The organism is Pseudomonas sp. Au-Pse12 (assembly GCF_021341665.1).
GTDB lineage: Bacteria > Pseudomonadota > Gammaproteobacteria > Pseudomonadales > Pseudomonadaceae > Aquipseudomonas.
In genome coordinates this window covers 216,480-227,771 of the sequence record NZ_JAJTTH010000004.1, presented here as the reverse complement: position 1 = coordinate 227,771, position 11,292 = coordinate 216,480, and the positions used below count along the sequence as shown (strand labels likewise).

13 protein-coding genes are annotated in these 11,292 nt (G+C 65.2%); 7 read left to right on the top strand and 6 right to left on the bottom strand.

Annotated features, from left to right (window positions below; genetic code table 11):
- The first annotated feature begins 66 nt into the window (after nucleotides 1-66).
- The gene (locus tag LXM55_RS12830) at nucleotides 67-552 is read left to right on the top strand and encodes an acyl-CoA thioesterase (RefSeq protein ID WP_233320711.1); all 486 of its coding nucleotides are present in this window, start codon (nucleotides 67-69) and stop codon (nucleotides 550-552) included.
- A gap of 192 nt (nucleotides 553-744) precedes the next feature.
- A complete protein-coding gene (locus LXM55_RS12825; protein WP_233320710.1) occupies nucleotides 745-2,157 on the top strand; it encodes an APC family permease in 1,413 nt (470 codons plus the stop codon).
- 8 nt (nucleotides 2,158-2,165) lie between these two features.
- Here LXM55_RS12825 and pdxY read toward each other — a convergent pair whose 3' ends face one another.
- A complete protein-coding gene (gene pdxY, locus LXM55_RS12820) occupies nucleotides 2,166-3,038 on the bottom strand; it encodes a pyridoxal kinase PdxY (RefSeq protein ID WP_233320709.1) in 873 nt (290 codons plus the stop codon).
- 117 nt (nucleotides 3,039-3,155) lie between these two features.
- On the opposite strand from pdxY, the gene LXM55_RS12815 reads away from it, so the two are divergent.
- Nucleotides 3,156-3,548 (top strand): DUF3301 domain-containing protein, encoded by a 393-nt coding sequence (locus tag LXM55_RS12815; protein ID WP_233320708.1) that lies wholly within the window; start codon nucleotides 3,156-3,158, stop codon nucleotides 3,546-3,548.
- A gap of 21 nt (nucleotides 3,549-3,569) precedes the next feature.
- Here LXM55_RS12815 and LXM55_RS12810 read toward each other — a convergent pair whose 3' ends face one another.
- From LXM55_RS12810 to dksA, 4 genes are all read right to left on the bottom strand, one after another.
- Nucleotides 3,570-4,538: a CobW family GTP-binding protein gene (locus LXM55_RS12810; protein WP_233320707.1), complete on the bottom strand. Its 969-nt coding sequence runs from the start codon at nucleotides 4,536-4,538 to the stop codon at nucleotides 3,570-3,572.
- 112 nt (nucleotides 4,539-4,650) lie between these two features.
- Complete coding sequence (locus LXM55_RS12805) at nucleotides 4,651-5,358, bottom strand: DUF1826 domain-containing protein (protein WP_442799755.1); 708 nt, start codon at nucleotides 5,356-5,358, stop codon at nucleotides 4,651-4,653.
- On the bottom strand, nucleotides 5,358-6,566 hold the full coding sequence (gene zigA, locus LXM55_RS12800; RefSeq protein ID WP_233320706.1) for a zinc metallochaperone GTPase ZigA: 1,209 nt from the start codon (nucleotides 6,564-6,566) through the stop codon (nucleotides 5,358-5,360). Before zigA ends, LXM55_RS12805 begins: the two co-directional genes overlap by 1 nt.
- A gap of 29 nt (nucleotides 6,567-6,595) precedes the next feature.
- Nucleotides 6,596-7,000: an RNA polymerase-binding protein DksA gene (gene dksA / locus LXM55_RS12795; RefSeq protein ID WP_233320705.1), complete on the bottom strand. Its 405-nt coding sequence runs from the start codon at nucleotides 6,998-7,000 to the stop codon at nucleotides 6,596-6,598.
- Nucleotides 7,001-7,120: 120 nt separating this feature from the next.
- Here dksA and LXM55_RS12790 point away from each other — a divergent pair, with 120 nt between their 5' ends.
- Nucleotides 7,121-7,498, top strand: a complete 378-nt coding sequence (locus LXM55_RS12790; protein WP_233320704.1) for a glutamine synthetase — start codon at nucleotides 7,121-7,123, stop codon at nucleotides 7,496-7,498.
- A 7-nt stretch (nucleotides 7,499-7,505) separates the two neighbouring features.
- Here LXM55_RS12790 and LXM55_RS12785 read toward each other — a convergent pair whose 3' ends face one another.
- Nucleotides 7,506-8,729 (bottom strand): N-acetylmuramoyl-L-alanine amidase, encoded by a 1,224-nt coding sequence (locus tag LXM55_RS12785; RefSeq protein ID WP_233320703.1) that lies wholly within the window; start codon nucleotides 8,727-8,729, stop codon nucleotides 7,506-7,508.
- A 128-nt stretch (nucleotides 8,730-8,857) separates the two neighbouring features.
- Between LXM55_RS12785 and folE2 the strand changes: the two genes are divergently transcribed.
- From folE2 to LXM55_RS12770, 3 genes are read left to right on the top strand one after another with little or no spacing between them, the layout of a single operon-like run.
- Nucleotides 8,858-9,751 carry a GTP cyclohydrolase FolE2 gene (gene folE2 / locus LXM55_RS12780; RefSeq protein WP_233320702.1) on the top strand — a complete coding sequence of 298 codons (894 nt, stop codon included), beginning with the start codon at nucleotides 8,858-8,860 and terminating at the stop codon, nucleotides 9,749-9,751.
- On the top strand, nucleotides 9,751-10,416 hold the full coding sequence (locus LXM55_RS12775) for a metal ABC transporter ATP-binding protein (protein ID WP_233320701.1): 666 nt from the start codon (nucleotides 9,751-9,753) through the stop codon (nucleotides 10,414-10,416). Before folE2 ends, LXM55_RS12775 begins: the two co-directional genes overlap by 1 nt.
- Complete coding sequence (locus tag LXM55_RS12770; protein ID WP_233320700.1) at nucleotides 10,416-11,282, top strand: metal ABC transporter permease; 867 nt, start codon at nucleotides 10,416-10,418, stop codon at nucleotides 11,280-11,282. Before LXM55_RS12775 ends, LXM55_RS12770 begins: the two co-directional genes overlap by 1 nt.
- Nucleotides 11,283-11,292: the final 10 nt, after the last annotated feature.

The following is an 11,292-nucleotide window of genomic DNA, read 5'->3' as shown; positions in this document are numbered from 1 at the left end:
AAAACCCTTGAAACCAGCACCCGCAGAGGTGCTTCAGCAACCCCTGCCTAGAACCGTGAGTGTGCTATGGAACCCGGAAACGCCCAGCTGTCGATGACGGTATTGATGACCCCTGACATGGCCAATTTCTCTGGCAATGTCCACGGCGGCACCCTGCTCAAGTACCTCGACGAAGTCGCCTATGCCTGCGCCAGCCGTTACGCCGGCCGCTACGTGGTGACCTTGTCGGTGGACCAGGTGATCTTCCGCGAGCCGGTGCATGTCGGCGAACTGGTGACCTTCCTGGCCTCGGTCAACTACACCGGCAACACCTCCATGGAGGTGGGCATCAAGGTGGTCACCGAGAACATCCGCGAGCGTTCGGTGCGCCACACCAACAGCTGCTTCTTCACCATGGTGGCGGTGGACGACCAGCGCAAACCGGCCCAGGTGCCGCCGTTGCAGCCCGAGACCGCCGACGGCAAGCGGCGCTTCATCCAGGCCCGGCAGCGCCGGCAGATCCGCCAGGAACTGGAACAGCGCTACCGGGAAATCAAGGCCGACGGTCCTTGATAGCCCCGCTGCTTCCCCTCCCGCATGTTCCAGCAGGCTTCTGCGGTCATCCCGAATGGCCAGATCCATCCCTTTTTGACCACATCGAGAGTTATGCCCTCCGGGCGCCGCTGCCAGAATCGAAGGGCAAGGCACAAACGCACTCCCTGTCCAGGGAGCCTTCGAGCCCACGAACGCGTGAGAACAATAAAAATGCCCAGCGCCAATGCTCTCTCCAGCAGCCCCCCTGCGTCCGCCACTAACGCCAGCCTCGATGGCGGCTTCACCCACAGTGCCCAGGGCACCTCGTTGCGACGCATCCTCGGCCTGCCGGCCCTGGTGTTCTTCGGCCTGGTGTACATGGTCCCGCTGACCGTCTTCACCACCTACGGCGTGGTCACCCAGATCACCGGCGGGCGTACCGCCGCAGCCTATGTGATCACCCTGCTGGCGATGATCTTCACCGCCCTTTCCTACAGCTTCATGGTTAAAAAATACCCGATTGCCGGCTCGGCCTATTCCTACGCCAGCCTCAGCTTCGGCCCGGGCATCGGCTTTCTCGCCGGCTGGTCACTGCTGCTGGATTATCTGTTTCTGCCGATGATCAACTACCTGGTGATCGGCCTGTTCCTCAACCTGGCCTTCCCTGCCGTGCCGGCCTGGGTCTTCGTGGTGGCGACCATTGGTCTGGTGACGCTGCTGAACATTCGCGGCATCGGCTCGGTGTCGAGCATGAGCAACCTGATCGTCTGCGCGCAGATGGTCTTCGTGGTGGTGTTCGTGGGCCTGGTGATCCGCCAGCTGGCGGGCGCCGAAAACCTGGACCTGAGCGCGCCCTGGGTCGGCGATGGCAGCCAGGGCGGGCTGTTGCCGCTGATGGCCGGGGCGGCGGTGCTGTGCCTGTCGTTCCTCGGCTTTGACGCGGTATCGACCCTGGCCGAGGAAACCCGCGACCCGCGCCGGGACATCCCGCGGGCAATCGTCATCACCACCCTGGGCGCCGGCCTGTTGTTCATCCTGCTGGCCATGACCAGCCAGCTGGCGTTCCCCGGCAGCAGCTTCAAGGACGCCGACTCGGCGGCCAGCGAAGTGATGCTGCACGCCGGCGGACGCTTCCTGGAGATGTTCTTCACCGCCACTTATGTTGCCGGCGCCGCCGGTTCGGCCCTGGCGTCCCAGGCCTCGGTGTCGCGCATCCTGTTCAGCATGGGCCGCGACGGCATCCTGCCACGGCGGGTATTCGGCACCCTGTCCGAACGCTACAAGACCCCGGTGGTCGCCATTGTCCTGGTGTCGCTGGTGTCGTTGCTGGCGGTGGTCATCGACCTCACCACCCTGGCGTCGATGATCAGTTTCGGCGCGCTGGTGGCGTTCTCGGTGGTCAACCTGGCGGTGATCAAGAGCCACCTGGGCCAGGGCCAGCCGCGCAGCACAGCGCGGCTGTGGCAATACGGCCTGTTGCCGTTGGTCGGTTTCGCCCTGATCGTCTGGCTGTGGACCAGCCTCTCGGCGCTGACCCTGGGCATCGGCCTGGCGTGGTTCGCCCTGGGCCTGCTGTACCTGGCAGCGCACACCCGGGGCTTTCGCCAGCCGGCGCCGACCGTGCAGTTTTCCGAGCAGGCCTGAGCCCAGCCTCAGAAGCCGAGCGGCGTGGCCTCGAAGCGCACCCGTGGATGGGCGATACGATCCTGGGCCCGCACCAGCTCCAGCTCGTAGCTGGCGCAGGCCTGGGTTTCCAGCAGCACTTCATGCACCGCCGCGGCGGTGAATTCGAACGCCGCCACCAGGCTGTCACCCAACAACACCCGGGCCAGGAACAGACCCGAAGTCAGGTCGCCCACGCCCACCGGCTGTCGCGGGAATGCCAGCAGCGGGCGGCGCAGGTGCCAGCTGCCTTCCGCGGTCACCAGCAGCATCTCGAAACCTTCCGCCAGCTTACCCGGGTAATCCAGGTGCTTGACCAGCACCGCCTTGGGGCCCTTCTCCAGCAGGGAGCGGGCCATGCCCAGGCAGTCGAACAGTGATTGCGGCTTGCGCCCGCAGAAGCTGTCCAGCTCCAGCTGGTTGGGACAGAGAAAATCCGCCATGACCAGCGCTTCGTCGAGCAGGAAATCACTGACTTCGGCCGGTACGCTGCAGCCCTTTTCCGGGTGGCCCATCACCGGATCGCACAAGTACAGGGCCTTGGGGTTGGCCGCCTTGATCCGCGCCACGCCGCTGAGAATCGCCCGGCCCTGGGCCGCACTGCCCAGGTAGCCGGACAGGATCGCGTCGCAGTTGCCCAGCTCGCCGATGCTGGCAATGCCTTCCACCAACTCGGGAATCTGCTGCGGCGCCAGCACTTCTCCGGTCCACTGGCCATACTGAGTGTGGTTGGAAAACTGCACCGTGTTCAGTGGCCAGACCTTCACCCCGACCCGCTGCATGGGGAATACCGCGGCGCTGTTGCCGGCGTGGCCGAAAACCACATGGGACTGGATCGCGAGCAGGTGAGGCGTACGTTTCATGCAGGATTTTCCATAAAACCGGTGGAATTCAAGCCGCGCAGTATGCGACTAAACGCAGCCTGTACGACAGACCGGAGTCGCAGTTAAGCTGACGCCACCTCGTTGGAGCAAACCTTCATGCTGACCCTTGGAAACATCTTTGTGCTGATGCTGCTGGCCACCGCAGCGGCCTGGCTGTGGCACAACCACGGCCTGCGCGAGCGCGCGCTGGAGCGGGTCAAGCAGCATTGCGCGCGGCTCGACATCGAGCTGCTGGACGGCAACGTCGCGCTCAAGCGTATCGGTCTGGTCAAGGATGCCAATGGCCGGCGGCGCCTGGCGCGGGTCTACAACTTCGAGTTCACCGTGACTGGCGAAACTCGCCATGCTGGCACCATCACCCAGTTTGGTGCCCACAGCGCCCATATCGAACTGGCGCCCTACCCGTTCGAGGCCAAGGAGCCGCTGCCCAGCGCCGAGGTGATCGAGCTGAGCCAGTGGCGTGAAGAGCATCGCAAGTTCAAGCCGTGAGATTCGCCGGCAAGCTGGCGCCTACAGGCGGCAGGCGTCGAGGCTGGCTTGCAGCGCGGCCATGTCCTGAGGCGTGCTGAAGATCAACTCCAGGCGCGAATCCCGGCGCCATTCGCTGGGCAGCCAGTTCAGCGGTGAATTGTCCAGCCCGTTGCCCGAACGCCAGCCCTGGTCGCTGTGGATCACCAGCTTGGCCCGGCGCCAGTCGAGGTTCTGCAACCAGTGCTCGATGCGGGCCAGGTCGAACTGCTGGCTCGGATGCCAGCGCCAGCCAATGCTCCAGCCATCCTCCTGGGCCTGGCTGAGGCAGATCGGCAGCGCAGGGTCGCTCCACAGCGCCGGCAGTTGCGCCACCCCCCGAGGAATATCCAGCTGCTCCAGCGCCGCGCCGGCACTGGCGCTGGCCTCCAGCCCCGGCAACTCGGCCAGGGGCAACGCGGCGTGGCGGGTCCAGAACAAGGGAACATCCGGCAGTTGTTCCAATACCCGCAGCCGATCGCTGTCGCTGAGCAGTTCATCCTTGTTCAACACCAGCAGACCGGCGCTGGCCAGCGCATCCTGCTGCGCCTGGGGCAACGGTTTGCCCGCCGCCAGTGCCTGGGCATCGAGCACCAGCACACAGGGCTGCACCGCCAGCACGCCTTGCCAGGGCGCGGCACTCAGTTGCTTGAGCAGCTGCGCCGGGTGGCCGAGGCCCGAGGGTTCGATAAACAGCCGGTCCGGCCTGGCCTTGCGCAGCAGGCGGCCAAGGCCAACCTGAAACGGCGCGCCGTTGACACAGCACAGGCAGCCACCGGCCACTTCGCCGAGGGCGATGCCATCTTCATCCTGAGTCAGCAAGGCCGCGTCCAGGCCAATCTGGCCGAACTCATTGATCAGCACCGCCCAGCGTTCATCGGCCGGGCGCTGGCTCAACAGATGGCGGATCAGGCTGGTCTTGCCGGCGCCCAGGGGGCCGGCAATCACGTGGGTGGGAATGTTCTGCAACATGGGAAGGGGGTCCGGAAAGCCTGTGAAGGGATGCTACGCCCTTCCCGAGCAGGGCGAAAACCCGCGCGCTCCGACGTCGCAGGAGACGCCGTTCCTGAGCGCGCCGCCTGGGTCAACCCAGCCAATCAAGGGTAAGGATCAGCCGGCGCTCCCCCGGCGCCGGTTGCGGCGAACGGTGGATCAGGCCGAAACCTTCGTTGCCGTGCCACTTCTCGCCCTTGAACAGCGCCACCTCACCGCTGCCGATCTGCTGGATCAGCGCCGGGTCTCGGGGTTCAGCGCTGGCCTGTCCCAGTTGCCGACGGTCCATCGCCCCCTCGCGCAACCACTGGCTGCCAATCCCGGCGTAAGTGGTGATCAGGCGCACGGGCACATGGTCGACGTGAAAGCGCGGGCACATGGCCTTGTCCAGGACCCGCAAGCGCAAGCCCACGCGCTTTGCGCCCAACAGGCAGGCAAAGGCGCTGACCAGCCAGGAAACGTCGGCGATAAAGCCGTCATAGCCGTGCAAGTCACTGAAGCCCGACGCCAGTCCCTGCAGGTTCGGCAGGGCATCTTCATCCGGCAGCTCCAGCGACAGCGACTCGGCCAACGGCTGGTTCAGGGACAGCAGCAACTCGCCGAAATCGGCGATATGGGCCGGCAACCGCCGCTGCCAGAGGCCGAGGTTGACGTCATCCTCCAACACCTCGGCCAGTACCGCCGGGGTTGCGCCGATCGCCTGGCGACGAGAAACCAGGGGCACCACGCTGGGCCGCAACAGCCACTTGGCCGGCAGCGCATTGACCAACGGGGTCACCGGGGAACTCAGGGTCAGCATCAGGCCGCCTCCTCTTCATGCCAGGGACCGAAGGGGTCGGCCATCAGGCTCCAGCCCTCGACACCGAGGGCCATTTCGTCGTCGTCCAGCAGGCACAGGTCGAGCTCGGCGCAGAGCCGGGCAAAGTCGATGTTCTGGCCGATGAACACCAGCTCCTGGCGGCAATCGCCGGTGGCCGGGGTCCAGTTGTGCAGGATGGCGGCGGTGCTTTCCTGGTCCTGGGGCCAGTGCTGCTTGGGCACAAAGCGCCACCAGCGCCCGGCAAAGCCGTGGCGCATCAACCCACCGGCCTGGGACCAGCTGCCGGCTTCCTGGTACTTGCTGGCCAACCAGAAGAAGCCCTTGGAGCGCAACAGCTTGCCGTTGACCCAGGGCTGGTTGATGAAGTCGAAGAAGCGCTGCGGGTGAAAGGGCCGCCGCGCGCGGTACGCCGTGGAGGCGATGCCGTACTCCTGGGTTTCCGGCACGTGCTCGCCGCGCAGCTCCTGCAGCCAGCCCGGCGCCTGGGCCGCCCGCTCGAAGTCGAAGCGCCCGGTGTCGAGAATCTTCGCCAACGGAACCTGGCCCATGACCATGGGAATGATCTCTGCCTGGGCGTTGAGCCGCGCCAGGATCGCCAGCAGTTCCTGGCGCTGGTCGCTGCTGATCAGGTCGATCTTGCTGACCAGGATCACGTCGGCGAACTCCACCTGTTCGATCAGCAGGTCGCTGATCGAGCGTTCATCTTCTTCGCCCAGGGTTTCGCCACGGCTGGCGAGGCTTTCCGCGGCCTGGTAATCCAGCAGGAAGTTCAGGCCGTCGACCACGGTGACCATGGTGTCGAGGCGCGCGATGTCCGCCAGGCTCTGGCCGGATTCATCGCGAAAGGTAAAGGTTTCCGCCACTGGCAGCGGCTCAGAGATCCCCGTGGATTCGATCAGCAGGTAGTCGAAGCGGCCGTCGCGGGCCAGCTTGCCCACCTCCTCCAGCAGGTCTTCGCGCAGGGTGCAGCAGATGCAGCCGTTGCTCATTTCCACGAGTTTTTCTTCGGCGCGGTTAAGGCTGACATCGCGCTGCACTTCACTGCCATCGATGTTGATTTCGCTCATGTCGTTGACGATCACCGCCACCCGCAGGTTGTCGCGGTTGCGCAGAACGTGGTTGAGCAAGGTGCTTTTGCCGGCGCCGAGAAAGCCGGACAGCACGGTAACGGGAAGACGGTCGGTCATGGTGGGTTCCTCATCAGGTCGCGGCTGGGTCAAAGCGCCCGTTGATGGCGTTCGCGCAGCTCTTGGCGTTCTTTGGCTTCGATACACAGGGTGGCGGTGGGCCGCAGCAGCAGGCGCTTGAGGCCAATCGGCTCGCCGGTGTCGCGGCACCAGCCGTATTCGCCACGGGCCAGGCGTTCCAGTGCCTCGTCGATCTTGTCCAGAAGCTTCTTTTCCCGCTCCAGCAGGCGCAGTTGCCACTGGCGCTGTTCTTCGGCGCTGCCGATGTCAGCGGGGTCGCTGTGGGGCTCCTGTTCGCGCAGCTGGTCGAACTCACCGGCAATGCGCTCCTGCAGATCACTGCGCTGGGCCAGCAGCAGCTCGCGAAAGAAGCCCTGCTGGGCTTCATTCATGTAGTGCGCCTCGGGCTGGGCGAGGAGGTCTTGTTCAGTCATGGCGAGTCACGGGTCAGGCTTTATTTGATGTTATATTATAACAATACAAATTAGCCAATCCTCTCTTGCCGCCCACGACGAAGGGCGCGATGCTGCGCCCCTGTCGCCACGAGAATCGCCATGCGCCTTGTCCTGCCCACCCTGCTTTCGAGCCTGATGCTGCTGGCCGGCCACGCCACTGCCGCCATGCCCGGCACCTTGGCCACCTGCACCCGCAGCGCCACCCTGCTGGCCTGCGTCGACCCACTGGGCAATGCCTACAGTGTGGCGACCGCCGGCAGCACCACCTATCTGCGCGGCTTCGAGGTGGTCGGCAAGCGCTATTGGGCGCAGACCAACAGCCGCTATGGGCAACTGACCTTCTTCACCGGCCTGGCCTCCGATGGCGAGGCCTGGGTGGGCTACAGCCAGCGCGTGGGCTGGACCACGCGCAATCGCTTCTCCAGCTCCGGCGGCAGCCGCGGCCAGTTCACCTGCAGCCGCATCGGCGGCTGCTAGCCGGCTTTTACGCGGGGCGGTTGTTCTTTGTTTCCAGGAGCCAGGCCATGTAGCTGTTTACCGGCGGGTTCTTCTGGAAATAACGCTGCAGACCGTTGAACAGGCCATCGGCAATCGCCTGCTGGTGGCGCGCGGTGACCAGCCGCTGGCTGTCGCGGCTGTTGGAGATGAAGCCGGTTTCCACCAGGATCGACGGCACGTCCGGTGACTTGAGCACCGCGAAACCCGCCTGTTCCACGCGCTTCTGGTGCAGGGTGGTGATCCCCGACAGGCTGTCCAGCACGGTGCTGCCCAGTTGCAGGCTGGCGGCGATGGTGGCGTTCATCGACATGTCCACGATCACCCCCGCCAGCATCGGATCCTTGTCCTTGAGGTTGAGCAGCGTGGTCGCCCCCAATAGGTCGGCGCCGTTTTCCCGCTGGGCCATCAAACGCGCGGTGGCCGACGTCGCGCCGCCTTCGGACAAGGCGTACACCGAAGCACCGGACGCGGTGAGACGCGGCGCCGCATCGGCATGCACCGAGATGAACATGTCGGCCTGGTGCTTGCGGGCGATCTCCACGCGCTTGCGCAGCGGCACGAAGAAGTCGTCGTTGCGCACCAGCTTCACGTCGAAGCCCTTTTCCCGCTTGAGCCGCTTGGCCAGCAAGCGGGCGATGGACAGCACCACATCCTTCTCCCGCTCGCCCTTGGCCCCGACCGCGCCGGGGTCCTTGCCGCCATGGCCGGGGTCCACCACCACGATGATGTCGCGCTTGGGATGGGGCTTGCCCGTTGCCGCCTCGGGCCTGGCCAGGGGTGCAGCTGCCGCGGCGATCGGCAATGGCGCCTTGGCGGCGCCGGCCAGGTCCAGCACCAGCCGATGCCCCTGGCCATCCTGGGGCGGCAGGAGAAAGCTGTTGAGCTGCACCGGCTCGCGCAGGTCGAGGACGATCCGTGTATCGCCCTGGCCGAAACGCCCGGAACGGATCGCACGGATCACCGTATTGCCCAGGGCCAACTGGCTGAAATCGCCGCTCAGGCGCGCGCCATTGAGATCGATGATCACGCGCTCCGGCGCGCTCAGGGTGAAGGTCTTGTACTGCACCGGGCCGCTCAGATCGAGCACCAGCCGCAGCTTTTCGGTGTCTTTCCACACACGCGCATGGCGGATCTGCGCGGCGGAAACACTCCAGGGAAACATCAGGGCCGTACCGGCCAACAGCAGGTTGAGCAATTGACGTCTGTGCATGGCAAATACCGCAGAAAAGGAGCGTCCGTACTCACAAGGCAGGATGAACGACCGTCGAGGAAAAACTTTCCATCGGACGTATTGTTATAATATAACATGTCGAATTATTTCCCACGACGGACCTGTTCATGAACGCGCTGACTCTGCCGGATATCGCCGCGCAGGCCTCACGCCAAGCCTTGCCCCTGGAATGGGTGGGCATGTGCGGCATTGCCTTACCTGTAGTGATCGACGGCCAGCGAACCGCCGCCAAGGCCGATGCCGGTGTCAGCCTCGACGATGGCGAGGCGCGAGGCATTCATATGTCGCGCCTGTACCTGGCCCTGGAAATGCTCGAACAGGAAAGCCTCACCCCTGCGCTGCTGCGCCAGGTTTTGCAGCGTTTCCTTGATAGCCATGAAGGTCTGGCGCATAGCGCCTACCTGAGCATTCAGCTGGATCTGCTGCTGAAACGCCCAGCATTGGTCAGCCCTTTGGCCGGCTGGAAAAGCTACCCGCTGAGCATTGAAGCGCGGCTGAAAAACGCAATGTTCCACGTGGAACTAAAAATCGATGTGCCTTATTCCTCAACCTGCCCCTGCTCGGCGGCATTGGCGCGGCAACTGATCCAGCAGCAATTCATTGATGATTTTGCCGATCGGCCACTGCAACACACCGACGTCCTGGCTTGGCTCGGTTCGTCCCAAGGCATCGTTGCCACGCCCCACAGCCAGCGCAGCAACGCAGCATTGCATTTGCGCCTGGATGATTTCATCGACGAACTGCCGCTGATTGCCTTGATCAACGATGCAGAAAGCGCCCTGGGCACCGCTGTGCAAACCGCGGTCAAGCGCGCTGACGAGCAAGCCTTCGCCCTGGCCAACGGGCAGAACCTGATGTTCTGTGAAGACGCCGCCCGCCGCTTGAACCTGGCCCTGCGCCGCTCACCCGGAATCAACGCCTTCCAACTGCGGGTGGTGCACGCCGAAAGCCTGCACGCCCATGACGCCGTGGCCGAAAGCCGCTGGAACTGGGAGGCCTGATGATCCGCTGCGAAAACCTGCGCTGGGGCGCCCCGGGGCAACCGCTGACCCCGGCGCTGGATCTGCACCTGCCCAAGGCCAGCCTGAGCGCGATCATCGGCGCCAACGGGTCGGGCAAGAGCAGCTTGCTGAAAGTCCTCGCCGGGTTGCAGAAGCCACTCTCGGGCAAGGTCCACCTGGGTACGCCGCGCGGCGGTCTGTCGTTCCTGCCACAGCAGCAACACCTGGACCGGCAGTTCCCCATCAGCCTGGAAGAACTGGTGGCCGGTGGATTCTGGGGCAAACGTGAACCGGCCAGGGCCCGGGGAGAAAAGCTGCGCACGGTACTCGAAGACTGGTGCCTGAGCGGCCTGGAAAAACGCCCGTTGATGGCCCTTTCCGGCGGCGAATTGCAACGCGCCCTGCTCGCCCGCTTGAGCCTGACCGAAGCACCGATACTGCTGTTGGACGAGCCCCACGCCGCCCTCGACGAAACAGGCCAGGCCCTGCTCTGGCGCCACCTGTACAACTGGCACGCCCAGGGCCGAACCCTGGTGGTGGTCTGCCATGACCTGGCCGCCGTGCGCCAACACATCCCCCGGACCCTGCTGGTAAAAAGCAGCGGCTGCGTATTCGGCCCCAGCCAAGAGCTGATCGCCCAACCACCGTGCGCGCGGGTGGCTTGATGCAGCTCGCCGCGCATGTCTGGCAACCGTTCAGCGAATTCATGTTCATGCGCCGGGCCCTGCTCGGAGGCCTGCTGCTGGCCTGCAGCACTGCGCCTCTGGGGGTGTTCCTGATCCTGCGGCGCATGAGCCTGATCGGCGACGCCGTGGCCCACGGCATTCTCCCCGGCGCCGCCCTGGGTTTCTGGTTGGCCGGTCTCAGCCTGCCCGCGTTGACCCTCGGCGGCCTCGGCGCCGGGCTGGGCATGGCCGGCCTGGCCGCCTGGGTCACCCGCCGTACCGGCCTGCGGGAAGACGCCAGCATCGCCGCGCTCTACCCCATTTCCCTGGCCAGCGGGGTACTGATCCTCGGGCTCGCGGGCCAGCGCCTGGACCTGTTGCACCTGCTGTTCGGCTCGGCCCTGGCGGTGGATGGCCCGACCCTGAACGGCATGCTGTTGGTCTCGGCCTTCAGCCTGCTGGCCATGGCGCTGATCTACAAAGCCCTGCTGCTGGACACCCTCGACCCGCTGTTCCTGCACAGCGTCAGCCGCCTCGGCCCCCTGGCCCACGGCCTGTTCCTGACCCTGGTGGTGCTCAACCTGGTGATCGGTTTCCAGGCCATCGGCGCGCTGATGGTGGTGGGGCTGATGATGCTGCCGGCCGCCGCCGCGCGTTTCTGGAGCCGCCGTCTGCCGACCCTGATCGCTATCGCCGCCGTGCTGGGCTGTCTTTCGGTGTGGCTCGGTTTGCTGCTGTCGTTCCATTACTCGTTGCCCAGCGGGCCGGCCATCGTGCTGGTGGCGGGCGGGCTGTATCTGCTGTCCGTGGTGTTCGGTCCGGTGCACGGCTTGCTGCGCCGCCCGCCTTTGCTCACATCCCCATGAGGTGTCTACC

Bases quoted from the DNA above. Each gene is read 5' to 3' on its own strand.
- LXM55_RS12830 (WP_233320711.1), top strand. From the start codon at position 67: ATGGAACCCGGAAACGCCCAGCTGTCGATGACGGTATTGATGACCCCT.
- LXM55_RS12825 (WP_233320710.1), top strand. From the start codon at position 745: ATGCCCAGCGCCAATGCTCTCTCCAGCAGCCCCCCTGCGTCCGCCACT.
- pdxY (WP_233320709.1), bottom strand. From the start codon at position 3,038: ATGAAACGTACGCCTCACCTGCTCGCGATCCAGTCCCATGTGGTTTTC.
- LXM55_RS12815 (WP_233320708.1), top strand. From the start codon at position 3,156: ATGCTGACCCTTGGAAACATCTTTGTGCTGATGCTGCTGGCCACCGCA.
- LXM55_RS12810 (WP_233320707.1), bottom strand. From the start codon at position 4,538: ATGTTGCAGAACATTCCCACCCACGTGATTGCCGGCCCCCTGGGCGCC.
- LXM55_RS12805 (WP_442799755.1), bottom strand. From the start codon at position 5,358: ATGCTGACCCTGAGTTCCCCGGTGACCCCGTTGGTCAATGCGCTGCCG.
- zigA (WP_233320706.1), bottom strand. From the start codon at position 6,566: ATGACCGACCGTCTTCCCGTTACCGTGCTGTCCGGCTTTCTCGGCGCC.
- dksA (WP_233320705.1), bottom strand. From the start codon at position 7,000: ATGACTGAACAAGACCTCCTCGCCCAGCCCGAGGCGCACTACATGAAT.
- LXM55_RS12790 (WP_233320704.1), top strand. From the start codon at position 7,121: ATGCGCCTTGTCCTGCCCACCCTGCTTTCGAGCCTGATGCTGCTGGCC.
- LXM55_RS12785 (WP_233320703.1), bottom strand. From the start codon at position 8,729: ATGCACAGACGTCAATTGCTCAACCTGCTGTTGGCCGGTACGGCCCTG.
- folE2 (WP_233320702.1), top strand. From the start codon at position 8,858: ATGAACGCGCTGACTCTGCCGGATATCGCCGCGCAGGCCTCACGCCAA.
- LXM55_RS12775 (WP_233320701.1), top strand. From the start codon at position 9,751: ATGATCCGCTGCGAAAACCTGCGCTGGGGCGCCCCGGGGCAACCGCTG.
- LXM55_RS12770 (WP_233320700.1), top strand. From the start codon at position 10,416: ATGCAGCTCGCCGCGCATGTCTGGCAACCGTTCAGCGAATTCATGTTC.